This window comes from Rhodococcus sp. PvR044, from assembly GCF_040548995.1.
GTDB classification, from domain to species: domain Bacteria; phylum Actinomycetota; class Actinomycetes; order Mycobacteriales; family Mycobacteriaceae; genus Rhodococcus_G; species Rhodococcus_G oryzae.
In genome coordinates this window covers 82,545-107,860 of sequence record NZ_JBEPSX010000006.1, presented here as the reverse complement: position 1 = coordinate 107,860, position 25,316 = coordinate 82,545, and the positions used below count along the sequence as shown (strand labels likewise).

The following is a 25,316-nucleotide window of genomic DNA, read 5'->3' as shown; positions in this document are numbered from 1 at the left end:
GTCAGGCCCGTGCGGTGGCCGCCGTTTCCACGGTCGACTTGATCCGGGCGAGGGTGGTGTTCATGCCTGCGACCATGTCGATCTCGAAGTCGGCGGTGCCGCCCATCATCTTGTCGATGAGGAAGGACGAGATCTTGGTGGTGCCGGTCGGCGCCTCGCGACGCTCGGTGAGGCGGGTGCCGGTATCGGTGGCCTCGAGCGCGTAGGTCCAGATGGTGTGGTTCTCCACGACCCGCCAGGCGATCGTCTTGTTCGGCTCGAAGCGGACCACCTTCGAGGTGGTGGGCCAGACCAACAGGCCCTTCTTGTTCAGGTTGAACGTCTTGGTGCCGTGGGTGACCTCGCCGAAGACGTGCATCCGCCTGCACTGTGGGCTCCACTCGCCCATCCGCTTGAGGTCCGAGACCACGGCCCACACCGCGGCGGGGGGAGCGGCGATCTCGATGCTCGCTTCGAGGGTGTTCGTCACTGGGCTTTCTCCGGTTCTACGAGGATTAGTGCTACGCACCGTTACGGATATCTTGCCGGATCGCTGGCGTTCGTCAAGGCCCGATCTTGGCATGGCTCGGGGTCAGGGGCGCGGAGTCAGCCGGAGCACCACGTCGTCGCGGCCGTTGTCGGTGGTGACCAGCAGCGTCCCGTCGGGCTGTCCGCTGACCGTGCGGATCCGGCCGTACCGACCTTCGAGCAGAGAGGCCTGCCGCTCGACGCCGAGACCGTCCGGGGTGAGCCCCAGTAGCAGGACCTTCTCGCCCTGCTGCGTCCCGACCGCGAGCGCGCCCGACCAGTCGCCCCAGCCGGGGCCGAGGAGAAACGATCCGCTGGCCGTGGCGAGGGTGGGGGTGCCCGAGCTCCACACCGCCCCGCGCGCGCCGGGGACCCTGTCGGGGTCGGTCATCGGCACGGCCTCGATGTACCGGCCGGGTTCGAGGTCGGGCCGCCAGCCGTAGTTGCCCGCGGGCACCAGCGCGTTCACCTCGTCGTCGCGGTGGGTTCCCTGCTCCACCGAGTACAGCTGCCCGCTGCCGGGGCGGAAGCTCAGTCCCTGCACGTTGCGGTGGCCGAGGGTGTAGACGGGGCTGGCCGGATCGGGGTTCCCCGCCGCGGGGGATCCGTCGGTGTCGATGTGCAGCACCTTGCCGCCCAGCGAGTGCGGGTCCTGCGGCGCCGAGGGGATGGTGGCGTCACCGGTGCCGACGAACAGGCTGCCGTCGGGTGCGGCGAGGATCCGGCAGCCCGCGTGCCGCCCGCCCGTGCTGGGCAGGCCGGAGAGCACCACGCCCGTCCTGGTCAGCGAGGTCCATTCCGGATCCACGGTCCAGGACAGCAATCGGACGTCGATCGGCCCGTCGGTCCGGTGCCCCTGGCAGGTGAACACCCGGCGGTTGCTCGCGAACCCGGGATCGAGCGCGATGCCCATCAGGCCGGTCTCCCCGGAGACGTAGAGATCGGAAAGGTCGGCGGTCGGCCTGGTGACCGAGCCGTCGGGCCGCCGCGCCACGAAGCCGCCGCCGCGCTGCCCGGTCAGGAGGGTGCCGTCCGGCGCGACCGCGACATCCCACGGTTTGTTCAGCCCGGTCAGGAGCTCGGTCACCTCGACGGTGGGCGGGGCGGACGCGACCACGCTGCGGGCGGCGGAGGTCTCGGGGGAGCTCGTGTCGGTGGCGCTCGCGCAGCCGGCGAGGAGCAGGGCGAGGGCCAGCGCGGCGTATCGATCGCGCACGGGCCACCTCCGGATCTTCCGGTGATAGGAGCTGGTTCCAGGATATCGCCGCCGCCGGACCCTCCCGTAGGGCGCGGCGGGGGCCGAGCGCGGCAAATGAGCGCCCCTCAGGGGTGGATTTCGCTGTAATGCCGGGGGGATGATTGACGATGAAATTGGTATCCACGCAGTACTTGAACCACGCAGACACCGGAGTGATCCGTCGTGAAGATCCCAGTCGTTCTCCAGCACGTACGACATGAATCCGTCCCGATCCTCGAATCGGCCCGGATGAAGGGTCGTCCCAAGTCGTGGCCGGGTGAACAGCTCGAGCGATTGCTGACCGACGGCGAGATCGAGGACATCGAGCGCGGTCTGTTCTGACCCACGGCGCCGGCGGCGAGTGTGCAGTTTCCGCCACCCCTTCCCGGTGAACGCGCACGTAGGTGCACTCTCGCCTGGCCAAGTTGTTCTATTGGAACTAGAACAATATAATCAAAGCGTGCTGATACGAATCGACCAGACCGCGGCGGAACCGCTCTACGAACAGGTCGCCTCGAGCGTGCGCAGGGCCATCGCCGTCGGCGAGGCGGCACCGGGCGAGCGACTCCCGGTGGCCCGCGACCTGGCGGCCTCGCTCGATCTCAATGTCCACACCGTGCTGCGGGGCTACCAGCTGCTGCGCGACGAGGGCCTGATCGAACTGCGGCGCGGTCGCGGCGCGGTGGTCACGGCCGACGCGACCACCCGCGGCCGGCTGCAGGAGGCGCTCCGCGACCTCGTTGCGGAGGCCCGTCGGATCGGCATGGGCGCCACCGAACTCACCGCACTCGTCAAAAAGGAGATGCAATGACCGCCTCGAACTCATTCCCCAGGGTCGGCTGGCTCCGGGCCCTCGCCGCCACCGTGCTGCCGCCCGCGCTCACCGCGGTGGGCGCGGTTGCCCTGATCCGGGCGTGGTTCGCCGAGCTGCCGGACCCGGTGGCCGTGCACTTCGGCCCGGGTGGCGCGGCGGACGGGTTCGGCTCGACGGGCGCCGCGCGGTGGTCTCCGCTGATCGGCCTCGCGTTCGCGCTCGGTTTGTGCCTGCTGCTGCTCCTGCTGACCCGGCGGGACCTGCGGTCGGCTCGGGTCGGCGCCGCCGTGGGGTCGGGCACCGGGGCCTTCGTCGCGGCCCTCCCGGTCGCGCTGCTCGCACCGCAGCGCGGCCTGGCGGATGCCGCCGAGGCCTCGTTGAGCGGCTGGTGGATGGTGCTGCCCGTGGCGGCGGGCCTGGCCGCGGCCGCGATCGGGTACGCGGCGTCGCCCTCGCCGGGACCCGCCACCGCGCAGCGACCGCCCCGCGAGGACGCGCCACGCATCGCGCTGGCGGACAGCGAGAAGGTCGCCTGGTCCGGGTCGGCAGCGATGCCGCCCTGGTTGGCCGCCGTGGTCGGCGTGCTCCCCGTCGCGGTGGTGCTCGGGCTGGTCGCCTTCGGATCGAGCTCGTTCGTGCTGGTGCTGGTGGTCGCCGCGGTCTCGGCCGCGCTGATGGCCCTGGTGCTGGCGCCGGTTCGGGTCACGGTCGACGCCACCGGGCTGACGGCCCGGACGCCGATCACCGGCAGGCCGACCCGCATCCCGCTCGACGAGATCGCGGAGGCCGACGTCGTCGCCGTCGGGATCCTGAACAGGTTCGGCGGTTTCGGCTACCGGGTGGGCCCCGACGGCACCGGGCTCATCGTCCGGCCCGGGCCCGCGCTGCGCATCACGCGCGGTGACGGTTCGCGGTTCACCGTCACCGTCGACGGCGCCGAGCAGGCCGCGGCGGTCCTCAACGCGCTCGCCGCCAAGGGGCGCACGCCGCGCTGACTTCGCGGCATACTCGACCCCAGGGACCGAACCGTCGCACGCACGGGAGGATCACGATGACCGAGATTGCCGGGATCGATCCGGACGTCGCACCGAGCGGGCCGGGCTGCGTCGACTGCGACGCGGGCGGAGGTTGGTGGGTGCACCTGCGCCGATGTGCCCAATGCGGGCACGTCGGGTGCTGCGACACCTCGCCCGGGCAGCACGCGACCGCGCACGCGGCGGCGACCGGGCACCCGTTCATCCAGAGCTTCGAGCCGGGCGAGGACTGGTTCTGGAACTTCCAGACCGAGCAGATGTACGACGGACCCGAGCTGGCCCCGCCGCGGCACCACCCGGTCGACCAGCCGGTGCCGGGCCCGGCGGGCCGGGTGCCCGCGGACTGGCAGGACCACGTCCATTAGCGCCGGCCGAACCGATCCGGACCGAGGGGCCTCGCCGCCGCCCGCGGGTGCGATGCAGTGGGATCCGGCGCAGTACTCGCTGTTCGGGGCGGAGCGTCGCAGGCCGTTCTTCGATCTGGTCGGGCAGGTCGGGGCCGTCGGCCCCCGCCGGGTCGTCGACCTCGGCTGTGGGCCGGGCACGCTGACCGCGACGCTGGCCGAGCGGTGGCCGACCGCCGAGGTGCTCGGCATCGACTCCTCGCCGGAGATGATCGCCGAGGCCCTCGGTGGCCGCCGCCCCGGACGCGTCGAGTTCGCGCTTGGCGGCGCGGAGGACTTCTCCGCCGCGGGGGTCGACGTGCTGGTGAGCAACGCGCTGCTGCAATGGGTGCCGTCGCACCGCGAGTTGCTCGCGGGGTGGGCGGCCGAGCTCGAGCCCGGCGGCTGGCTCGCCTTCCAGGTGCCCGCGAACTTCGGCTCGCCCTCGCACCGGTTGATGCGCGAGCTCGCCGAGTCGCCGCCGTGGCGCGACCGACTCGGCGGGGTGCTGCGACACGACGGCCCGGTGGCCGAACCGGCCGAGTATCTCGAGCTGCTGCTGGGTGCGGGACTGCGGGTCGCGGTCTGGCGGACCGAGTATCAACACCTGCTGCCGGGGCCCGATCCCGTGCTGGAGTGGGTGCGCGGCACCGGATTGCGGCCGGTCCTCGATCGGCTGTCCGCCGCCGAGACGGCGGACTTCGAGGCGGAGTACGGGTCCCGCCTGCGGCAGGTGTATCCGCGTGGCCCGTTCGGGACCGTTTTCCCCTTCCTCCGGACCTTCGTGGTCGCGCAGAAGCCGGGGGCGTGAACCGTGCCCGCGGTCGAGGGCGTGCTGTTCGACATCGACGGGGTGTTGGTCACCTCCTGGCAGCCGATCGCGGGCGCCGCGGAAGCCCTCGTAACTGTGCGCGAGCGCGGGATCGCGCGCGCCTTCCTGACCAACACCACCTCCAGGACGCGGGCCGAGATCGCGGCGGCGCTGTGCGACTGCGGCATGGCGGTGGACGCGGACGAGATCGTCACGGCCGCCGCGCTCACCGCCGAGCACCTTCGCTCGACGCACCCGGGGGAGCGCTGCCTGCTGATCAACCACGGCGACATCGCCGGGGACATGACGGACATCGAGTTCGACGCCGAGCGGCCGGAGGTGGTGGTCCTCGGCGGGGCCGGGCCCGAGTTCGACCACGCCGCGCTGAGCCGGGTGGTGGAGCTGATGCTCGACGGGGTGCCGGTGGTCGCGATGCAGGGCGGACTGACCTGGGCCACCGCGGAGGGCATCCGCATCGACACCGGGGCCTACCTGCCGGGACTGGAGGCGGCGGGAAACGCGCGGATCACCGTCATCGGCAAGCCCTCTCCGGCCGGGTTCCTGGCGGCCGCCGGGCTGATGGGGAGCAGGCCCGAGCGGACGGTGATGATCGGCGACGATCTCCAGAACGACGTGCTGGCGGCGCAGCGCGCCGGATTCGTCGGGGTGCTGGTCCGTACCGGCAAGTTCCGCCAGTGCGTCCTCGAGGCGGCCGAGGCCGCTCCAGGGCATGTGCTCGACTCGGTCGCGGACCTTCCCGGCCTACTCGCCGAGATGTGATCGAGGCGTCCGGGGCCGCGGCCGTCGCCACCCGGCTCGAGCCCAGGAAACCGGTGCCGAATCGAGATATGTCGATCCGGTCGTTGTCGGGCAAGTCTTCGGTACCGTCGCGTCGGTATCTGTTCGTTCTGCTTTCGAGGAGTTCCGTGTCGATTCAGCTCATGCCCCGCGTCCACGCCCTCATCCCTTCGATCACCCGCGCGGGCGCGAGTTTGGCGGTCGGCATCGCGATCGCGGGAGGCATGGCGGTCGCCGGCTCCGGCATCGCCTCCGCCGCGCAGGTCGGCTGCGTCTCCCCGCCCTCGGCCAACGACATCAGGGTCATCGGTGACGCGAGCTGCGGCGCCACCGCGACCGTCGGGAACGCCGGGGCGACCGCGATGGACAGCGGCACCGCGGTGAGCGTGGCCAACGGTGGATCCGCGAACAGCGTCGCGACCGGCTTCGGTGTCGCGCTCAGTTCCTCGCGCGACGCGGGCGCCGCGCATGCGTACGCCATCGGCGGCGGCATCTCGCACTCGAACGCCTCGAACGGCCACACCACCATCTCGGTGGCGGGCTGGGGCTCGGGAGCGACCGCGGAGGCGTCCGGCGTCAAGTGCGTCGGCCCGCTGTCCTTCGCCGTGAATCTGAACACCGGCGCCGTCTGCGCGATGCGCTGACCGAGCCGTCCCGACCTTGCACTCGCCACACCTGAGTGCTAAAAAGGCACTTGGCACTCGCGTCATGCGAGTGCCAGGTCGGGACGGTGAGATCGGGATCCCATCGACACCCCTGGTCGTCCGTCGCGGGCGCCGAGCCTGGCCGTAGGCGTAAATGCGTCATGAGGCGACCCGACGAGCGGTCGCCTGGTGTGTCACCCCAATCCGGAGGATCACTTCGCAATGGCCAAGATCATCGCGTTCGACGAAGAGGCACGTCGCGGCCTCGAGCGTGGCCTGAACAGCCTCGCCGACGCAGTCAAGGTGACGCTGGGACCCAAGGGTCGCAACGTCGTCCTGGAGAAGAAGTGGGGCGCCCCCACGATCACCAACGATGGTGTGTCCATCGCCAAGGAGATCGAGCTCGAGGACCCCTACGAGAAGATCGGCGCAGAGCTGGTCAAGGAGGTCGCCAAGAAGACCGACGACGTCGCCGGCGACGGAACCACCACCGCCACCGTGCTCGCCCAGGCTCTCGTTCGTGAGGGCCTCCGCAACGTCGCGGCCGGCGCCAACCCGCTCGGTCTCAAGCGCGGCATCGAGAAGGCCGTCGAGGCCGTCACCGCCCGCCTGCTCGACACCGCCAAGGAGGTCGAGACCAAGGAGCAGATCGCTGCCACCGCCGGTATCTCGGCTGGCGACCCGTCCATCGGTGAGCTCATCGCCGAGGCCATGGACAAGGTCGGCAAGGAAGGCGTCATCACGGTCGAGGAGTCCAACACCTTCGGCCTGCAGCTCGAGCTCACCGAGGGCATGCGCTTCGACAAGGGCTTCATCTCGCTGTACTTCGCGACCGACGCCGAGCGTCAGGAAGCGGTCCTCGAGGACGCCTACATCCTGCTCGTGAGCTCCAAGATCTCCACGGTCAAGGACCTGCTGCCGCTGCTGGAGAAGGTCATCCAGTCCGGCAAGCCGCTGGTCATCATCGCGGAGGACGTCGAGGGCGAGGCCCTGTCCACCCTGGTGGTCAACAAGATCCGTGGCACCTTCAAGTCGGTCGCCGTCAAGGCCCCCGGCTTCGGTGACCGTCGCAAGGCGCAGCTCGCCGACATCGCCATCCTCACCGGTGGCGAGGTCATCAGCGAAGAGGTCGGCCTCTCCCTGGAGACCGCCGGACTCGAGCTGCTCGGCCGCGCCCGCAAGGTCGTCGTCAGCAAGGACGAGACCACCATCGTCGAGGGTGCAGGCGACGCCGACGCCATCGCCGGTCGCGTCAACCAGATCCGCGCCGAGATCGAGTCCTCGGATTCGGACTACGACCGCGAGAAGCTGCAGGAGCGCCTGGCCAAGCTGGCCGGTGGCGTCGCCGTCATCAAGGCCGGCGCCGCGACCGAGGTCGAGCTCAAGGAGCGCAAGCACCGCATCGAAGATGCCGTGCGCAACGCCAAGGCCGCCGTCGAGGAGGGCATCGTTGCCGGTGGTGGCGTGGCCCTGCTGCAGTCCGCCCCCGCGCTGGACGACCTGAAGCTCGAAGGTGACGAGGCCACCGGCGCGAACATCGTTCGTGTCGCCCTCGAGGCCCCGCTCAAGCAGATCGCGTTCAACGCCGGCCTCGAGCCCGGCGTCGTCGCGGAGAAGGTTCGCAACCTGCCCGCCGGCCACGGCCTGAACGCCGCGACCAACGAGTACGGCGACCTGCTCGAAGCCGGCATCAACGACCCGGTCAAGGTCACCCGCTCGGCGCTGCAGAACGCAGCCTCGATCGCGGCCCTGTTCCTCACCACCGAGGCCGTTGTCGCCGACAAGCCGGAGAAGGCCGGAGCGCCCGTTGGCGATCCGACCGGCGGCATGGGCGGCATGGACTTCTAGTCCACAGCCACACCAGTTCCACCCGGCGAGGCCCGGGTCACCCGATCAGGGTGGCCCGGGCCTCGCTCGTGGGCGGGGTCACCTGCGGAAACACGGTGTTCACCGGAGCGACCAACGTAGGTCACCGTTACGGACGCTCGGTCCACTAAGTTCGTTTCCTGTGGCGAGGGGTCACACGCAGTTTCTGCGGTAGGTCAATTCTTGGAGGATCACATGGGTTCCATCAGCACCATCATCTCGCTCTTCGAGCTCTACCAGCTGCTGAGCCAGTTCAGCTGATCCCCCTGGATGGCGGCCGGGCTCCCGTGTGGAGCCCGGCCGCTGTCTGCCGTGGGGTCAGTTTTGCGATTCCGGGGACAGTCGTACGCCTTCCGGGTGAGACTGTCGGCGCGGGATCGCTGACAACGCAGGCGCTGTGCCTGCGTAAGATCACCCGCAGCAAGCCGAGGGTCCATGCGTACCTGCGCGTGGACCCCCGTTCTGTAGAGAAGTACCGAACACCCACCGATCTCGGCCCATAGACAGTCAGGTGCAGCACACATGAGCAACCTTCGTCGATCCGGCGCCCGCAAGGCGCGGCTGGCAGCAGCCGCTGCGGCCCTGATGATCCTTCCCCTGATCGGCGCGGGCGGACTCGCGACCGCCGCACCCTCGGGCGAGCAGTCCGGCTCGAAGATCGAGCGGGTCGAGGGCAGTGGGCGTCAGGTGACCGCGTACGTGTACTCGGCCTCGATGGGCAAGACCATCCCGGTCAAGGTTCAGCGCCCGATGGACAGCAGCGTGCCGCGGCCGACCCTGTACCTGCTCAACGGCGCGGGCGGCGGCGAGGATTCCGCCACCTGGCAGCGTCGCACGGACGTCGCGACGTTCTTCGCGGACAAGAACGTGAACGTGGTGACCCCGGTCGGTGGCGCCTTCAGCTACTACACCGACTGGCAGAAGGACGACCCGAAGCTCGGCCGGAACAAGTGGGCGACCTTCCTGACCAAGGAACTGCCGGGGCTGATCGACTCCGAGTTCAAGGCCAACGGTGTGAACTCGATGGCGGCCATCTCCATGACCGGCACCTCGGTGCTCAACCTGGCGATCGCAGCCCCGGGTCTCTACAAGAGCGTCGCTTCCTACAGCGGGTGTGCCGAGACCAGCACCGACATGGGCCGGGCCTACATCAAGATGGTCGTCGAGTCGCGGGGCGGCGCCAAGGTCGAGAACATGTGGGGCGCGAAGAACGACGCGGCCTGGGTGGCGAACGACCCGGTCGTCAATGCGGAGAAGCTGCGCGGGACCCAGCTGTACATCTCCTCCGGCAACGGACTGCCCGGAGCGCACGACAACCTGGAGGAGACCGGTGGCATCTCCGGTCTGGCGAACCAGGCGCTGCTCGGCGGCGTGATCGAGGGCGCGACCCTGGTCTGCACCAACAACCTGTCCAAGCGGCTCGGTGAGCTCGGCATCCCGGCCGTCGTCGACTTCCGGCCGAACGGCACCCACTCGTGGGGCTACTGGCAGGACGACCTGCACAAGTCGTGGCCGATGCTGGCCGCGTCGATCGGTCTGTAGCAGACCCGACAGCTCATGCGACAGTGACGGCGCCGATCCCGCGGAGTACGCGGGGTCGGCGCCGTCTTGTCGTCGGGGGCGGGGTCTGCCCCCGACGAGGTGATCAGTCGACCTGGTTACCGGAGGCCCTGTGCAGGCCCGAACTCATGGTCGACTCGAGCTTGTCGTCGAATTCGTCGTAGACCACCGAGCCGATCCAGATGATCAGCGTCGCCCACACCCAGGTCCAGAAGCCCCGGATCTGGAAGTCGTTCGTCAGCAGCACCACGATGAGCAGGACGAGGTACGTCGCGACCAGGTTGACGACCCAGGTGTAGGCGCGCAGGCCCGGCACGGTGCTCAGCAGGCGGGTGATGAGCGGCTTGACGAACAGCGTGGCCAACGTGAACAGGATCGTGCCGACGATGAACCACAGGGGATAGGTGATGTGGAACGGGCCGAGTACCAGATCGGCGATCCACAGCACGACACCGTTCGCGACCAGTGCGGTCAGGATGCGGGGAACCCAGAGCTTGGTTGGGGTCGGACTCGAGGTGGTCATGTCGCCAGGATGAGCGTCGGCGACGGGCGCGATCGGGCTTTCGTTGCCGACTCAATTGATTGATGCATCGACGTTATGCGTCCGTTATTGGATCAGGTGGAATCGCGGAGCGCGCCGAGATGCGGTGCAAGCGTTCATCTGGGCGACACCGCGCCGACGAGCGCGGCGGTTACCGTCCGCGGATGACCGAATTCGACCACCCAGTGGATCTCGCCGACACCTCCGCGTTCGCGGTCCGGGACGACGATGACGACGACCCGATCCTGGTCAACGCGGCGGACGGGCGGGCCGTCGACACCTGGCGCGAGGGGTACCCGTACGCGGAGCGGATGGAGCGCGCCGAGTACGAGATGGCGAAGAGGCTGCTGCAGATCGAGCTGCTCAAATTGCAGAACTGGTCCAAGGCGACCGGCCGCAGGCACGTGATCGTGTTCGAGGGTCGGGACGCGGCCGGCAAGGGCGGCACCATCAAGCGGTTCACGGAGCACCTGAACCCCCGCGGCGCGAGGGTGGTGGCCCTCGAGAAGCCCTCCGCCCGCGAGCAGGGCCAGTGGTACTTCCAGCGATACGTCGAGCACCTGCCCGCGGCCGGGGAGCTCGTCCTCTTCGACCGCTCCTGGTACAACCGCGCGGGCGTCGAGCGGGTGATGGGCTTCTGCAACGACGACCAGCACGCGCGTTTCCTGCGGCAGGCCCCGCTCTTCGAGCAGATGCTCGTCGACGAGGGGATCAGCCTCACCAAGCTGTGGTTCTCGGTGTCCAGGAACGAGCAGCGCACCCGGTTCGCGATCAGGCAGGTGGACCCGGTCCGGCAGTGGAAGCTCTCCCCGATGGACCTTGCGTCGCTGGACAAGTGGGAGTCGTACACGGCTGCCAAGGAGCAGATGATCAGGTTCACCGACACCGACATCGCGCCGTGGACCGTCGTGAAGAGCAACGACAAGAAGCGCGCCCGGATCAACGCGATGCGGCACGTGCTCAGCCGCTTCGACTACGAGAACCGGGACGACGAGGTGGTCGGAACCCCGGATCCGCGCATCGTCTGCCGGGCGCGAGACTCCTTGGGGGACTGACCGGCCCGAGCCCGGCGGGAGGTCCCACCACGGGTGAACTCCGGCGCGAGGAACTCGCTGAGCTCCTCGGGATGGCAGACCCCGAATGTGGGCAGCTGACAAGTGGATCAGCGGTTGCGATGTCCGAATCCTGTCGGCAGGCGCCGCGGCGAGAGAGTATGGGAACCGTGGACACCATTCCGATTCAGATGCCCGACGGCACCACCATCGCGGTACGGCTGTTCGCAGGCCGGGAGGCGGCGCCGGTGGTGGTGATCTTCCCTGGGCTCGGCGTGCCGGGCGGGTTCTACGATCCGGTCGCCGAGGCGCTGGTCGCACACGGATTCAACGCGGCGGTCGGTGAGCTCCGCGGGCAGGGCGACAGCAGGCCCCGGCCGGGCGCGGACAGCAGCTACGGGTATCAGGAACTGGCGTCCGTCGACTATCCGGCCACCTTCGAGGTCGTGCGGGAGCGGTTCCCGGACAGCACCCCGTACCTGCTCGGGCACAGCATGGGCGGGCAGCTGGGGGTGATGTACGCGGCCAGGGCCAGGGGAAAGCTCGGCGGGCTGATCCTGGTGGCGTCGGGTTCGCCGTATCACCGCGGCCACGGGGTGGTGCGCGGCGCGGCGCTGCTGGCCGGAACGGCGGCGATGTCGGTGACGGCGAACGTCGCCGGGTTCTGGCCGGGGGACCGGTTGGACGTCGGCGGGTTCGGCAGGCAGTCGAAGGTGCTGATCGGGGACTGGTCCAGGTTCGCGCGCACCGGCACCATCGAGCCGACCGGAGCCGACATCGACTACGAGGAGCGGATCGGCCGGCTGACCCTGCCGGTGCTGTCGATCTCCATGGAGGACGACGACCTGGCACCGCGGCAGGCGATCAAGAACCTGGTCGCGAAGATGCCGAAAGCGGACCTCACCACCTGGCATCAGCCGGAGCCGCTGGGTCACAACGGCTGGATCCGCAGTCCGGACAGCACCGTCGGCCGCATCGTGGAGTGGCTGCACGACCGCGCCTGACCCGCCGAGTGTGCACCTACGGTCCGTCTCGCCCGGGCGATGTACCCGTAGCTGCACACTCGGCGGGGATACCCTGGATGTGATCACCACGACCCGCCCGCACCGTGCGGTCGGCTCGGAACCGATCCGCCATGGATGAACCCGTTCCCCCGAGTGACGCGACGATCGCAAGCGGGCCGCTGACCGAGGAGGCCCCCGGCACCGCCGTGTACGTGAGCTCGGCCGTCTCCGACTCGACCGGCACCCGCCCGGAAGCGGGGCTGGTCGTCGACACCGGCGTGCGGCGCCTGGTCGCCGACTGGGAGTCGACCCGGTCCCCGTCCGACCTGTCGGACTACCTGCCGAACGCGGCCGCGATCCGGCGTGCGGCGCTGATCGACCTGATCATGGTCGATCTCGAGTACCGGTGGTTGCGCGGTGGCCAGCCGAAACGAATCGCCGACTACTGCCGGGAGTTCCCCGAGCTGCTCGCGGAGCCGCTGCCGCCCGAGCTCGTGTACGAGGAGTATCGGGTGCGCCGCGCCAGCGGGGCGAGCGTCGAGCCGGAGGAGTACCTGCGCGGCTTCCCGCAGCAGGCCGACCGGTTCGAATGGCTGCGCGAGCACGATCTGCCGGGACGCCGCGGTGCGCCCGTCCCGATCGACCTGCCCGAGAACGCCGAGTTCGCGGTCGGGCAGCAGCTGGACGACTTCGAACTGATCGCGGAGCTCGGGCACGGTGCGTTCGCCCGGGTGTTCCTGGCCCGGCAGCTGTCCATGCTGCGCCCCGCGGCGCTGAAGATCTCCCGCAACGTCGGCAGCGAGCCACAGACCCTCGCCCAGCTCGACCACCCGTACATCGTCCGGGTCTTCGACCAGAGGCTGTTCGAGGACCGGCAGTTGCGGGTGCTGGTCATGGAGTACGTGTCCGGTGGCACGCTGCTGGATGTGGTCAAACTCGTCCGCGCGACCCCGCCCGAGCGACGGAGCGGTCAGCTCCTGCTCGATTCGATCGACAAGGTCCTCGCGGGCAAGGGAGAGATCGGGCCGAGCGAGTCCAGCGTGCGCGCCGAGATCGCGGAGCTCTCGTGGCCGGAGACCGTGGCGTGGATCGGGCTGCGGCTGGCCGACGCGCTCGAGTACGCGTGCGCCCACGGCGTGCTGCACCGCGACATCAAGCCGGCCAACGTGCTGCTGAGCGTCGAGGGCGTCCCGAAGCTCGCCGACTTCAACGTCAGCTCCAGCGACAGCACCGACCCGGCCGGCCGGTCCGGCTTCGTCGGCGGATCTGTCGCGTACATGGCGCCGGAGCAGCTGGCCGCGGTGTCCCCGGAATCGGCCGCGAGCGCGCCGCCGATCGACACCCGCAGCGACATCTACGCGCTCGGGGTGATGCTGTGGGAGCTGCTGACCGGGGTCCGCCCGTTCGCGGACGCCCCTGCGGGCGGATCGCAAGTGTCGCCGGGCGAGGTGCTCGCGATCCGGCGCGGCGGGGTCGATCCGGACGCCAGGGCCCGGCTCCCGGCCGACTGCCCGGCCGCCCTGCGCCGGGTGCTGATGACGTCCCTGGCCTTCGATCCCGCCGACCGCTGGTCGAGCGGCCGTAAGTTGGCACGCCAGTTCGCGCTGTGCCTGGATCCACACGCCCGCGACCTCGTCGATCCGCGTCCAGGGAGCTGGCGGTCGACGCTGTCGCGGTGGTCGCTCCCGATCCTGCTGGCCGCGATCGGCATCCCGAACCTGCTGGCCGCGGGCTACAACTACTACTACAACAAGGCGCTGATCATCTCCGAGCTCTCGCCGGAGGCCCAGGACCATCTCGAACAGGTCCACCTGATCGTGGGCGGCCTGGCCTTCCCCCTCGGCGCGTTCCTCATCCTCTACTGGTGCCGGCTCGCGCTGATCGTCCCGCGCGGTCTACGGCGGGGGCAGCGGTACGCCCCCGAGATCCTGGCCAGGGCGCGCACCGCGACCCTGAATCTGGGGCACCGGGCCGTCGTGGTCGCCTTCGTGCTCTGGGTGGTCGCCGGGGTCGGCTACCCGATCGTCCTGCAGGCCGCGGCGGGTGGTATTCCGTCGCAGGCCTATTCGCACCTGATCGCCTCGCTCGCGGTCTGCGGGGCGGTGGCCGTCGCGTACCCGTTCTTCATCCTCACCTTCTACGCGGTGCGCTGTGTGTACCCGATCCTGTTGTCGCACGGGGAGATCGGCAGCGCCGACGGTCGCGACCTGCGGGCGCTCGGCCGGATCACCACCCGTTACGTCGCGGTGGCCGCATCGGTTCCACTGGTGGGCGTCGCCGGGCTCAGCTTCGTCGGGGCCGAGCCCGGCAACACGGTCAACGCCACAGTCCGCGCGCTGTGCATCGGCGGCATCATCGCGTTCATCGGTGTGTACCAACTGTTCCGGTGGGTCGAGGGCGACCTGCGGGCGCTGACCCGGGTGGTGTCGCTGGGCGGCGCCCGCGGCTATGCCGCCGAGATCGAGGCCCCGGAGTCTGTCCAGACGCCCCGGCATGAGCGCACGATCAGAGCCCCAGTTGTGACCCGAGGAACGTGAACGTCAGCGCCGTCTTGAACGCCAGCTGGGCGTTGTCGGAGGCGCCGCCGTGCCCGCCCTCGATGTTCTCGTAGTACCAGGTCCGGTGCCCCTGCTCCTCGAGTCGCGCGGCCATCTTCCTGGCGTGGCCGGGATGCACCCGGTCGTCACGCGTCGACGTCGCGATCAGGACCGGCGGATACGCCGCCTCCGAGTCGGTGTTCTGGTACGGCGAGTATCGGGAGATGTACTCCCATTCGGCCGGGTCGTCGGGGTCGCCGTACTCGGCCATCCAGGACGCGCCCGCCAGCAGCAGGTGATAGCGGCGCATGTCCAGCAACGGAACCTGGCAGACGATGGCACCGAACAGTTCCGGGTAGCGGGTGAGCATCACACCCATCAGCAGCCCGCCGTTGCTGCCGCCCTGGGCGCCCAGCTGGGCGGGCGTGGTGATCCCGCGTTCGACGAGGTCCCGCGCGACGGCGGCGAAGTCCTCGAAAACCTTGTGCCGCCCGGCCTTCAGTGCCTGCGTGTGCCACTCGGGCCCGTACTCGCCGCCGCCGCGGATGTTGGCGACCACATAGGTGCCGCCCCGCTCCAGCCAGGCCAGGCCGGTCGAGCCGCTGTACGCAGGCGTCATCGAGTTCTCGAAACCGCCGTAGCCGTACAGCAGCGTCGGTCCGGGTTCGGCGTCCTTCCCGCGCACCACGAAGTAGGGGATCCGGGTGCCGTCCTCGGACACCGCGAAGTGCTGGGCGACCGCGAGCGAATCCGCGTCGAAGAACGAGGGCGACTGCTTGAGCACCTCGATCTGCTCGCCGACCATGCCGTGCAGCAGCGTCGCGGGCGTGAGGTACCCGCTCGAGTTGAGGAAGAACTCGTCGCCCTCGACCGGATCCACGTCCAGGATGTCGGTGGTGGTGAGCTCGGAGACCCCCTCGAGCGGCACGTCCGTCCAGCCGGCGGGTCCCGGTGTCCGCACCCGCAGCTGGGTCTGCACGTCGGACAGTGTCACCAGCAGCAGGTGGTTGCGGGTCCACACGTACTGCTCGAGCGAGGTGTGGGCGTCGGGCGCGAAAAGCACCGTCAGGTCCCGAGATCCGGCGAGATAGTCCTCGTACCGGGCGGCCAGCAGGGTGCCGGCCGGGTGCTCGTGCCCGGCGACGGACCAGGCGGACCTGGTGCGGATCAGCAGCCATTCCCGATGCACGGAGAGGCCTGCGTCCTCGGGCGTCTCGATCCGCACCAGGGTGCCGTCGCCCATCAGCTGGAAGCGCCGGGAGTTGTAGAAGTCGATGGACTGCTCGACGAAGCTGCGCTCGAACCCGGGGGTGCGGTCGTACCAGGCGGACACCGCGACGTCGGTCTGCTCGCCCTCGAACACGGTGACGGCCTCGGCGATGTCGGTGCCGCGGGTCCAGCGCTTGGCGATCCGCGGGTAGCCGGAATCGGTGAGCGTGCCCGGCCCGAGGTCGGTGCCGACGTACACCGTGTCCACGTCGATCCAGCCGATGTCGGTCTTGGCCTCGGGCAGGAAGAAGCCGCCTTCGGACGGTTCGACGAAGCAGCGTCGTTCCAGATCGAACTCGCGGGTCACCGTGGCGTCGGCGCCGCCCCGCGACAGGCTGATCAGTGCGCGCTCCTGGCCGGGGCGCAGCACCTGCGCGCCGGACCACACCCAGTTCTCGCCGTCGCGTTCGGCGAGCTCGTCGACGTCGACCAGCAGGTCCCAGTTCGGGGCGTCGGTGCGGTACTCGTCCATCGTCGTCCGTCGCCAGAGGCCGCGAACGTGCTCGGAGTCGCGCCAGAAGTTGTAGAGGTATTCGCCGCGGAGCCGGACGTACGGGATGCGGGCATCGGTGTCGAACACCGCCCGGATCCGCGTCTGCAGGTCCTCGAACCCGGCGTTCTCGGTGAACTCGCCGGTGGTGCGGCCGTTGCGCTCGCGTACCCAGTCCAGTGCGGGCTCGGCGGTGACGTCTTCGAGCCAGAGGTAGGGGTCGTGCAGGTCGGAAGCCATTGTTCATTGATACCCCTGACGTGCGGATCCGCGCGCAGGAGGGGACCGCGCGTCGGCGGGGGTTCCCATCCGCCCCTCGGAGTGCTACACATTTGAGACAGCTGTTGTGATTCTGCAACAGCGGCGAGGAGGTCCCATGCCGGTCCGCACGCTCGTCGAGCTCACGCCGCCGATGACCGCACGGTCGGTGGCGCTGAGCCTGCTCCTTGGCATGCGCCCGGCCCGGATGTCGGCGCGCGAGATCGCCCGCACCGGGGAGATGTTCGGCGTCGCGCCGTCGACCATGCGCGCCGCGCTGTCGCGGATGGTGGCGGCGGGCGACCTGGTCACGAAGGACTCGATGTACCTGCTCGGGGCCAGACACCTGGAGCGGCAGGCCCTGCAGGAGGCGCTGGTCAACCCGAGGCGGGTCCCGTTCGACGGCCGCTGGGACATGGTGGTCGTCGTGGTGTCCGGCCGGGAGGCCGGGGCGCGCGGCATGCTGCGCACCACCCTCGCCGAGCATCGGTACGCCGAGCTGCGGGAAGGGGTGTGGATGCGACCGGCCAACCTGACCGGGCACGACCTGCCGCGGCTCGACGAGGTGCACCGGTTCGCCGCGGTCCCCGAGGATCCCGGCGCCTTGATCGGGCAACTGTGGGACCTCGACGCCTGGTCTGCCGAGGCCGGGCTCATCCTCGGCGCCCTGTCGGTGCCGGGGCAGTCCCAGGAGCGGTTCATGGCCGCGGCCGCGGCCGTGCGGCACCTGCGCACCGACCCGGCACTGCCAGACGAGCTGCTCCCCGAGAACTGGCCCGCCGACGAATTGCGTTGGGCCTATGACGATTACCGAACCCAGTTCGCCGAACTGGCCATGCGCGAGGAAGTGAGGGGCAAGCTGTGAAGACACACGAGGTGACCAACCAGGTTCCGCCGCTGGTGGATTACGACACCGCCGGGCACCCGCTGTTCGACGAGATCCTGACCGCCGCGGGCGCCGCCGACGCGCTTGCCGAGGTCCACGAGGTCGGCACCCTCGCGGGCAGCGCGTACGCCAAGGAACTCGGCGACCGCGCCGAGGCGCACCCGCCGATCCTGCGCACGCACGACCGCTACGGAAACCGGGTCGACCGGGTCGACTACGACCCGGCCTATCACGACCTGATGCGGCACGCGATCGGGTTCGGTCTGCACGGCGCACCGTGGCGCGACAAGCGCGACAACGCACACCTGATCCGGGCCGCGAAGTTCACCGCCTGGCAGGTGACCGACGCCGGACACGGCTGCCCCATCTCGATGACCTATGCCGCCGTCCCGGCGCTTCGGGCGGACGAGAAGCTGTCATCCGAGTTCGAGCCGCTGCTCGCCAACGACCAGTACGACCCGTCCGTCGCCCCGACCGCGCTCAAGCGGGGTCTGATCGCCGGCATGTCGATGACCGAGAAGCAGGGCGGCTCGGACGTCCGGGCCAACACCACCACCGCCACTCCGCATCAGGACGGCAGCTACCGGATCGTCGGGCACAAGTGGTTCACCTCGGCGCCGATGTCGGACATCCTGCTCACCCTCGCGCAGGCGCCGGGCGGGCTGACCTGCTTCGTGCTGCCGCGGGTGCTGCCGGACGGCAGCATGAACACCATTGCGCTGCAACGACTCAAGGACAAGCTGGGCAACCGGTCCAACGCCAGCAGCGAGGTCGAGTACGACAACGCCATCGGGTGGCGGCTCGGCGAGGAGGGGCGTGGGGTGCGGACCATCATCGAGATGGTCAACATGACCCGCCTGGACTGCACGCTCGGCGCCGCGGCACTGATGCGCGAGGCGGTGGGGCAGGCCGCCCACCACGCCGCGCATCGCAGCGCGTTCGGTGGCCTGCTGATCGACAAGCCGTTGATGCGCAACGTGATCGCCGACCTCGCCGTCGAGGCGGAGGCGTCCACCACGGTCGCGCTGTGGCTGGCCTCGCAGACCGATGCCGCACTCCGGGGCGACCAGCGTGCCGCACTGCTGCGCCGCCTCGGCCTGGCCGTGTCGAAGTACTACGTCTGCAAGCGCGGTCCGGGCCACGCCGCGGAGGCGTTGGAATGCCTGGGCGGCAACGGTTTCATCGAGGAGTCCGGGATGCCGCGGCTCTACCGCGAGGCCCCCCTCGGATCGATCTGGGAGGGCAGCGGCAACGTCGCCGCCCTGGACACCCTGCGCGCCCTGGCCAAGCAGCCCGAGGTCCTCGGGGTGTTCTTCGACGAGCTCGACGCCGCGGCCGGGGCGGACCCCCGGTACGACGCCTACGTCGCCGCACTGAAGGCGCAGTTCACCGACCTCACCGACCTCGAGTACCGCTCCCGCGTCGTGGTCGGCCGGCTGGCACTGGCGCTGCAGGGCTCGCTGCTGGTCCGGTCGGGCAATCCGGCGGTCGCCGATGCCTTCCTCGCCACCCGCCTCGCCGGCGACTGGGGCACGGTCTACGGCACCCTGCCCACCGGCCTCGACCTCGCGCCGATCATCGAGCGCGTCGTCCCCACCCCCGCGTAGTCCGCAGCTGCGCGCCGCGTAGCGCATGAAAAGGGCCCCGCACCACACGGTGCGGGGCCCTTTCTCGGTCAGGCGCGGGGCGTCACAGGCCGATGGACTCGGCGAGCATCGGCCACGACTCGTGCAGGTCGTCCTGCCAGTAACCCCAGGAGTGGGTGCCCGCGGGGCGGAAGTCGAAGGTCGCCGGGATGCCCAGCTGGCCCAGCCTGCCCTGGAGGTTGTGCGTGCACTGGTTGACCGCGGCCTCGATCATGCCGCCGACGATCACCTGGTTGGCCAGCGTGTCGACCCTGCCGTTGACGGCGGGGTTCGCCAGGTTGTCGTGGTCGCCGGGCAGGCCGCTCGACGAGGAGACGAACAGCTTGATGCCGCGCAGCTTCTCGGCGTTGACGACCGGGTCGTTCTCGGCCCAGCCCGGGCCGTCGTACGGGCCCCACATGTTGGTGGCCTCGGCGCCGCCGCGGGACTCGACGACCGTGCGGACGTAGAACTTGCCAGCGTCGGTGCTGGTCTCCGCGCAGCCGCTGTAGGCGCCGACGCTCTTGTACAGGTGCGGGGCCGCGATCGCGAGGTTGAGCACCGAGGTGCCCGCCATCGAGATGCCCGCGATCGAGTTGACGCCGGTGGTGTCGAAGGCGTCGTCGATGATCGGCGGCAGTTCCTTGGTCAGGAAGGTCTGCCACTTGTTGCGACCCAGCTTCGGGTCGTCCTTCTGCCAGTCGGTGTAGTAGCTGAAGGCACCGCCGATCGGGGTGACCACGTTGACGTTCTTGTCGGCGAAGAAGCTCATCACGTCGGTCTGCTTCTGCCAGGTGGCGCGGTCCTCGCCGCCGCCCGCGCCGTTGAGCAGGTACAGGCTCGGGCGGGGCGCGCTGGTGTCGGCGGGGGTGATCACCTCGACCGGGATCACCTGGTCCATCGCCGCCGAGTACACGTATGCGGTCACCTTGCGGTCGGAGTTCTTCTCGATCCGCTCGAGCTTCGATCCGGACTCCGACTGCGCGGTGGCCGGCGCCGCGGGTGCGAGGGCCGGGCTCACCAGCATCGGCAACACGGTGAGCGCGATCGCCGCCGCGACGAGGCGGCCGCGGCGGGATGTCTGAGGACGCATGCGAGAAACCTTCACTGTTGATTCGTCGGTTCACCGAACTCGGGCGTTACGCGATTCGGGTAAATCGGACGTCGTTCACCTGGCCACGTCGGACGGGGCCATCTCCATTTTTACCCGAGGGGTCAGGTCGCCAGCCACCGCACCGAGTGAATTCGCAGGTAGGGCGGATCTCGGGGGGATTCCCGGCCTGCTACCGATGGGTAACCAGACCATGGCGGGACAGCGAATCGTCGCGGGTCTACCCTGGGCAATCGTGACCTCACACTATGACGTCGTTGTTCTCGGGGCCGGTCCCGGTGGGTACGTCGCTGCTATCCGCGCGGCACAACTCGGACTGAAAACCGCCATCATCGAAGAGAAGTACTGGGGCGGTGTCTGCCTGAACGTGGGCTGCATCCCCTCCAAGGCGCTGCTCCGCAACGCGGAACTCGCCCACATCTTCCACAACGAGGCCAAGACCTTTGGCATCTCGGGAGATGTGAGCTTCGACTTCGGGGCCGCCTTCACGCGGAGCCGCTCGGTCGCGGACGGCCGCGTCAAGGGCGTGCACTTCCTGATGAAGAAGAACAAGATCACCGAGTACGACGGTCGCGGCACCTTCACCGACGCCAAGACCATCTCGGTGGCCAAGTCCGACGGGACCACCGAGACCGTCACGTTCGACAACGTCATCATCGCGACCGGCACCACCACCCGGATGCTGCCCGGCACCGCCGTCAGCGCGAACGTGGTGACCTACGAGGAGCAGATCCTCACCAGCGAGCTGCCCGGCTCGATCCTCATCGTCGGCGCGGGCGCGATCGGCATGGAGTTCGCCTACGTCCTGCACAACTACGGCGTGAAGGTGACGATCGTCGAGTTCCTCGACCGCGCACTGCCGATGGAGGACGCGGACGTCTCCAAGGAGATCGCGAAGCGCTACAAGAAGTACGGCATCGAGATCAAGACCTCGACCGGCGTGCAGTCGGTCACCGACAACGGCGCGGCGGGCGTCACCGTCACCATGGCCAAGAACGGCAGCGACGAGGTCGAGACCGTCGTCGTGGACAAGGTGCTGCAGGCGATCGGCTTCGCGCCGAACGTCACCGGCTACGGCCTCGAGAGCACCGGTGTCGCGCTCACCGACCGCGGCGCCATCGCCATCGACGAGCGGATGCGCACCAACGTGCCCGGCATCTACGCCATCGGTGACGTCACCGCGAAGCTGCAGCTCGCCCACGTCGCCGAGGCGCAGGGTGTGGTCGCGGCCGAGACGATCGGCAACGCCGAGACCCTCGAGCTGGGCGACTACCGGATGATGCCGCGCGCCACGTTCTGCCAGCCGCAGGTGGCCAGCTTCGGTCTCACCGAGGAGCAGGCCAAGGCGGAGGGGTACGACATCAAGGTCGCGACCTTCCCGTTCACCGCCAACGGCAAGGCCCACGGCCTGGCCGACCCGAACGGCTTTGTCAAGCTCATCGCCGACACCAAGTACGGCGAGCTGCTCGGCGGCCACCTGATCGGCCCAGACGTGTCCGAGCTGCTGCCCGAGCTGACCCTCGCCCAGAAGTGGGACCTGACGGTCAACGAGCTCGCGCGCAACGTGCACACGCACCCGACGCTGAGCGAGGCCCTGCAGGAGGCCATCCACGGCCTCGCGGGACACATGATCAACTTCTGACCCAGCTCCGACCCAGAGGGGGGGTCCGGCCGTGTGCCGGACGCCCCCTCTGTCGTTTCGGCCGGAGCGGGTCAGCGGGCGTCGTAGTGCGCCTGCGCCTCGGTGATCGTCGGCATCCGGGTTTCGACCAGGTGGATCAGGCTGGTCAGCTGCGCCGCGACCTCGGCGCCGAGGTCGGTGAGGCTGTACTCGACCTTCGGGGGAATGGTCCCGAGGACCTCGCGGAGCACCAGGCCGTCCCGCTCGAGCGCCTGCAGCGTCTGGGAGAGCATCCGCTCGCTGACCCCGTCCACGCGTCGCCGCAACGCGCTGAAGCGGAACGGGCCCTCGGCCAGGGCCGCCAGGGCGAGCGTTCCCCACCGTCCGGTGATGTCCTGGAGAACCGGGCGCGAGGTGCAGCCACGGGCGAACACGTCGGATTCCAGGCTCGGGTCCGCGTCGGCAGGGCGCGGCAGGTCGGGGGCGGTCATGGACGCCAGATTACTACCCACCGATACCGCAGCGCTAACACTATCGGTTGCACTTACGGAAAATAAGTGCATGATGGACGCGGACGGTTTGTTTGAAGCGTCAACTCAACTGACTCGCGACACCCAGGAGTGCACATGACCATCGCCATCACCGGCGCCACCGGACACCTCGGCCGCCTCGTCGTCGAATCCCTGCTGGCGCGCAGAGCCGACGCGGGCGACCTGGTCGCCGTGGTCCGCGACCCGGGCAAGGCCGCCGACCTCGCCGCGAAGGGCGTGCAGGTGCGTGCGGCCGACTACACGGACGGGGCGGCTCTCGAGAGCGCGCTTGCCGGTGTCGACAAGCTGCTGCTGATCTCGAGCAGCGAGGTCGGTCAGCGGCTACCGCAGCACACCAACGTCATCGAGGCGGCCAAGACCGCGGGCGTGGCGTTCGTCGCCTACACCTCCGTACTCGACGCCGCGAACAGCGCGCTGACCCTGGCTCAGGAGCACAAGGCCACCGAGGAGGTCATGGCCGCCTCGGGTATCGAGCACGCCCTCCTCCGCAACGGCTGGTACTGGGAGAACTACACCACCGACCTCCCGGGCACGATCGAGCGCGGGGTGCTGGCCGGAGCCGCGGGCGACGGCCGGGTCGCGGCCGCGGCGCGGGCCGACTACGCCGAGGCCGCGGCCGTCGTGCTGCTCTCGGACGGCCAGGCAGGCAAGGTGTACGAGCTCGGCGGCGACGAGCGCCTGACCCTCGCAGAGCTGGCCACGAAGATCTCCGCGGCGGCGGGCAAGACCGTTGCCTACCAGGATCTCTCGGAGGAGCAGTTCGGTGCCGCCCTCGAGAGTGCGGGCCTGCCCGCGGTCTACGCGGGGATGCTCGCGAACTCGGACGCAGGCATCAAGGCCGGGGCGTTGGACACCACCAGCGGCGACCTGCAGACGCTGATCGGCCGCTCGTCCACCCCGGTCGCCGAGGTGCTGAGGCGCTCCGCGCCCGTGCGCGGTTGACGAGTCCCTGCACTCGTCAACCGCGCACAGGCGGCGCAGCCGCCTAGTGCATCCCGACAGGCGCCTCGTCGGGCAGATCGCCCTTCTTCGCGCGGACCAGCACGACCACCAGCGGCGTGATCACCGCGATCAGCGCAGCTGCCCAGCCGAAGACCTGCGCGTAGCCGGAGACCTCCGCGGTGAACGCGTATTCCTTGAGCGAGCCGATGAACTCCTGCACCGAGGCCGGCAGCACCGCCAGTTCCTCCGCGGTCGGCGGCACGGCCGTGGCCAGGTCCGCCGGGATCGCGCTCGCGGGTACGCCCGCGGGCGCGGTCGGGGCGGCATTGGCGGCGCTCCACGCGGACTTCGCGGAGACGTAGATCGTGGTGAACAGCGCGGTGCCGAGCGCCCCGCCGATCTGGATGGTGGCGTTGGCCAGCGCGCTCGCCGCCCCGGCGTCGTGATCCTTGACGCCGATCAGCGACAGGTTCTGCATCGGCACCATCAGCAGGCCCAGGCCGAACCCGAAGGTCGCCAGCCCGGGGAAGACGTGAGTCCAGTACGAGGTCTCCACCCCGATCTGCGTCAGCAGCGTCAGCCCGATCGCCGCGATCAGCGGACCCGCGATCATCAGCGGCTTCGGCCCGATCTTGGTGCTCAGGTTGGCCGAGATGCCCGCGGCCATCACGATGAAGATCGCCATCGGCAGCGAGCCGAAGCCGGCGGCCACCGGGCTGAAGCCGAGCACGATCTGGAGGTAGAAGGTCAGGTACAGGGTGCCGCCGAGCAGCGCGGAACCCACCAGCATCGAGCCGATGAACGCGGCGCCGCGGTCGCGGTGCCACGGCACCGACAGCGGCAACAACGGGTTCTTCGAGCGCTTCTCGACCAGCACGAAGGCCGCAAGCGCGGCCAACCCGAGCCCGATGAACCCGACGGTCTGCGTGGAGGCCCAGCCGTGCTTCTCCGCCTGGGTGAAGCCGTAGACCAGGGAGCCGAGGCCGATCGCGATGAGCACGGTGCCGGGGATGTCGTAGCTGGTATCGCCGTGCGCCTTGGTCTCCCGGACGATCGGCGCGGTGACGGCGATCGCGAAGATCGCGACGGGGATGTTCACCAGCAGGCACCAGCGCCAGTCGACGTACTGGGTGAGGAAGCCGCCGAGCAGCAGGCCGATGGCGGCGCCGCCGCCGGAGATCGCGCCGAACACGGCGAAGGCCTTGGCACGTTCCTTCTCGCCGATGAAGGTGGTGGTGAGGATGGCCAGCGCGGCAGGGGCGAGCAGCGCCGCGAACACGCCCTGCAGGGCGCGGGCGGTGAACAGCTGCATTCCGTTCTGGGCGAAGCCGCCGATCGCGGACGCGATCGCGAAGCCGGCCATGCCGACCATGAACGAGCGCTTGCGCCCCCAGTAGTCGGCGACGCGGCCGCCGAGCAGCAGCAGCGCGCCGAACGCGAGCGCGTACGCCGTGACCACCCACTGGCGGTCGGAGTCGCTGATGCCCAGCTCGACCTGGGCGTCGGGCAGCGCGATCGAGACGATGGTGCCGTCGAGGACCACGGTGAGCTGCGCGAGCGCGACGATGCACAGCACCAGCCAGCGCCGTTCGTGGTTCGGGTTGTCGGTGATCGCGGATCCCGCGACGTCGTCGTCGAGGTCCCGTGTGCCAGTGGACATGCTGAATTCCCGCCGTCAGGAGGCACGGACTCGCGTCTCGGCCCAAGAGGCCGGACGCTACCGACGGCCGCAATCGACGGTCAATGAAAACGGCTGGTCGGGTTGTCATCGTCAC

Annotated in this window: 22 protein-coding genes; 15 read left to right on the top strand and 7 right to left on the bottom strand. The window is 69.6% G+C overall.

What is annotated here, in order from left to right:
- Position 1: 1 nt before the first annotated feature.
- The gene (locus ABIC28_RS15630) at positions 2-469 is read right to left on the bottom strand and encodes an SRPBCC family protein (RefSeq protein ID WP_097210170.1); all 468 of its coding nucleotides are present in this window, start codon (positions 467-469) and stop codon (positions 2-4) included.
- A 102-nt stretch (positions 470-571) separates the two neighbouring features.
- A complete protein-coding gene (locus tag ABIC28_RS15625; protein ID WP_373560218.1) occupies positions 572-1,723 on the bottom strand; it encodes a PQQ-dependent sugar dehydrogenase in 1,152 nt (383 codons plus the stop codon).
- A gap of 481 nt (positions 1,724-2,204) precedes the next feature.
- Between ABIC28_RS15625 and ABIC28_RS15620 the strand changes: the two genes are divergently transcribed.
- The 8 genes from ABIC28_RS15620 (at position 2,205) to ABIC28_RS15585 (ending at position 9,636) form a co-directional block, all read left to right on the top strand.
- Positions 2,205-2,555 carry a GntR family transcriptional regulator gene (locus ABIC28_RS15620; RefSeq protein WP_097210172.1) on the top strand — a complete coding sequence of 117 codons (351 nt, stop codon included), beginning with the start codon at positions 2,205-2,207 and terminating at the stop codon, positions 2,553-2,555.
- Complete coding sequence (locus ABIC28_RS15615) at positions 2,552-3,553, top strand: DUF1648 domain-containing protein (protein ID WP_097210173.1); 1,002 nt, start codon at positions 2,552-2,554, stop codon at positions 3,551-3,553. Before ABIC28_RS15620 ends, ABIC28_RS15615 begins: the two co-directional genes overlap by 4 nt.
- A 56-nt stretch (positions 3,554-3,609) precedes the next feature.
- Positions 3,610-3,957, top strand: coding sequence for a UBP-type zinc finger domain-containing protein (locus ABIC28_RS15610; RefSeq protein WP_097210174.1), 348 nt, complete (start codon positions 3,610-3,612; stop codon positions 3,955-3,957).
- A gap of 52 nt (positions 3,958-4,009) precedes the next feature.
- Complete coding sequence (locus ABIC28_RS15605) at positions 4,010-4,786, top strand: methyltransferase domain-containing protein (protein WP_269588522.1); 777 nt, start codon at positions 4,010-4,012, stop codon at positions 4,784-4,786.
- 3 nt (positions 4,787-4,789) lie between these two features.
- Positions 4,790-5,566 carry an HAD-IIA family hydrolase gene (locus tag ABIC28_RS15600; protein WP_097210176.1) on the top strand — a complete coding sequence of 259 codons (777 nt, stop codon included), beginning with the start codon at positions 4,790-4,792 and terminating at the stop codon, positions 5,564-5,566.
- Positions 5,567-5,727: 161 nt separating this feature from the next.
- Positions 5,728-6,228, top strand: coding sequence for a DUF6764 family protein (locus ABIC28_RS15595; RefSeq protein ID WP_097210339.1), 501 nt, complete (start codon positions 5,728-5,730; stop codon positions 6,226-6,228).
- A gap of 222 nt (positions 6,229-6,450) precedes the next feature.
- Positions 6,451-8,076, top strand: coding sequence for a chaperonin GroEL (gene groL / locus ABIC28_RS15590; protein ID WP_077040567.1), 1,626 nt, complete (start codon positions 6,451-6,453; stop codon positions 8,074-8,076).
- A gap of 540 nt (positions 8,077-8,616) precedes the next feature.
- Entirely contained in the window at positions 8,617-9,636 is a 1,020-nt protein-coding gene (locus ABIC28_RS15585) for an alpha/beta hydrolase (protein ID WP_097210177.1), read from the top strand.
- A gap of 103 nt (positions 9,637-9,739) precedes the next feature.
- On the opposite strand, the gene ABIC28_RS15580 is transcribed toward ABIC28_RS15585, so the two are convergent.
- Positions 9,740-10,177: a phage holin family protein gene (locus ABIC28_RS15580; RefSeq protein WP_097210178.1), complete on the bottom strand. Its 438-nt coding sequence runs from the start codon at positions 10,175-10,177 to the stop codon at positions 9,740-9,742.
- 182 nt (positions 10,178-10,359) lie between these two features.
- Between ABIC28_RS15580 and ppk2 the strand changes: the two genes are divergently transcribed.
- From ppk2 to ABIC28_RS15565, 3 genes are all read left to right on the top strand, one after another.
- The gene (gene ppk2 / locus ABIC28_RS15575) at positions 10,360-11,250 is read left to right on the top strand and encodes a polyphosphate kinase 2 (protein WP_097210179.1); all 891 of its coding nucleotides are present in this window, start codon (positions 10,360-10,362) and stop codon (positions 11,248-11,250) included.
- A 167-nt stretch (positions 11,251-11,417) separates the two neighbouring features.
- Positions 11,418-12,251, top strand: coding sequence for an alpha/beta hydrolase family protein (locus tag ABIC28_RS15570; RefSeq protein ID WP_097210340.1), 834 nt, complete (start codon positions 11,418-11,420; stop codon positions 12,249-12,251).
- Positions 12,252-12,382: 131 nt separating this feature from the next.
- Positions 12,383-14,788 carry a serine/threonine-protein kinase gene (locus tag ABIC28_RS15565; RefSeq protein WP_097210180.1) on the top strand — a complete coding sequence of 802 codons (2,406 nt, stop codon included), beginning with the start codon at positions 12,383-12,385 and terminating at the stop codon, positions 14,786-14,788.
- Here ABIC28_RS15565 and ABIC28_RS15560 read toward each other — a convergent pair.
- On the bottom strand, positions 14,757-16,787 hold the full coding sequence (locus tag ABIC28_RS15560) for a prolyl oligopeptidase family serine peptidase (RefSeq protein WP_354579688.1): 2,031 nt from the start codon (positions 16,785-16,787) through the stop codon (positions 14,757-14,759). The two genes, ABIC28_RS15565 and ABIC28_RS15560, sit on opposite strands and share 32 nt — an antisense overlap.
- 136 nt (positions 16,788-16,923) lie before the next feature.
- Between ABIC28_RS15560 and ABIC28_RS15555 the strand changes: the two genes are divergently transcribed.
- Together ABIC28_RS15555 and ABIC28_RS15550 are read left to right on the top strand one after the other, a co-directional pair.
- Positions 16,924-17,670: a PaaX family transcriptional regulator C-terminal domain-containing protein gene (locus tag ABIC28_RS15555; RefSeq protein ID WP_097210182.1), complete on the top strand. Its 747-nt coding sequence runs from the start codon at positions 16,924-16,926 to the stop codon at positions 17,668-17,670.
- On the top strand, positions 17,667-19,298 hold the full coding sequence (locus tag ABIC28_RS15550) for an acyl-CoA dehydrogenase family protein (RefSeq protein WP_097210183.1): 1,632 nt from the start codon (positions 17,667-17,669) through the stop codon (positions 19,296-19,298). Before ABIC28_RS15555 ends, ABIC28_RS15550 begins: the two co-directional genes overlap by 4 nt.
- A gap of 82 nt (positions 19,299-19,380) precedes the next feature.
- On the opposite strand, the gene ABIC28_RS15545 is transcribed toward ABIC28_RS15550, so the two are convergent.
- The gene (locus ABIC28_RS15545; protein WP_097210184.1) at positions 19,381-20,409 is read right to left on the bottom strand and encodes an alpha/beta hydrolase; all 1,029 of its coding nucleotides are present in this window, start codon (positions 20,407-20,409) and stop codon (positions 19,381-19,383) included.
- 253 nt (positions 20,410-20,662) lie between these two features.
- Between ABIC28_RS15545 and lpdA the strand changes: the two genes are divergently transcribed.
- On the top strand, positions 20,663-22,069 hold the full coding sequence (lpdA, locus tag ABIC28_RS15540; protein WP_077040575.1) for a dihydrolipoyl dehydrogenase: 1,407 nt from the start codon (positions 20,663-20,665) through the stop codon (positions 22,067-22,069).
- A 71-nt stretch (positions 22,070-22,140) separates the two neighbouring features.
- Here the strand turns inward: lpdA and ABIC28_RS15535 are convergent, their stop codons facing one another.
- Positions 22,141-22,539 carry a winged helix-turn-helix transcriptional regulator gene (locus ABIC28_RS15535; protein ID WP_077040576.1) on the bottom strand — a complete coding sequence of 133 codons (399 nt, stop codon included), beginning with the start codon at positions 22,537-22,539 and terminating at the stop codon, positions 22,141-22,143.
- A gap of 135 nt (positions 22,540-22,674) precedes the next feature.
- Between ABIC28_RS15535 and ABIC28_RS15530 the strand changes: the two genes are divergently transcribed.
- Positions 22,675-23,541, top strand: a complete 867-nt coding sequence (locus tag ABIC28_RS15530) for an SDR family oxidoreductase (protein WP_354579684.1) — start codon at positions 22,675-22,677, stop codon at positions 23,539-23,541.
- A gap of 43 nt (positions 23,542-23,584) precedes the next feature.
- Here the strand turns inward: ABIC28_RS15530 and ABIC28_RS15525 are convergent, their stop codons facing one another.
- Positions 23,585-25,201 (bottom strand): MFS transporter, encoded by a 1,617-nt coding sequence (locus tag ABIC28_RS15525; protein ID WP_209928546.1) that lies wholly within the window; start codon positions 25,199-25,201, stop codon positions 23,585-23,587.
- Between the last annotated feature and the right edge of the window lie 115 nt (positions 25,202-25,316).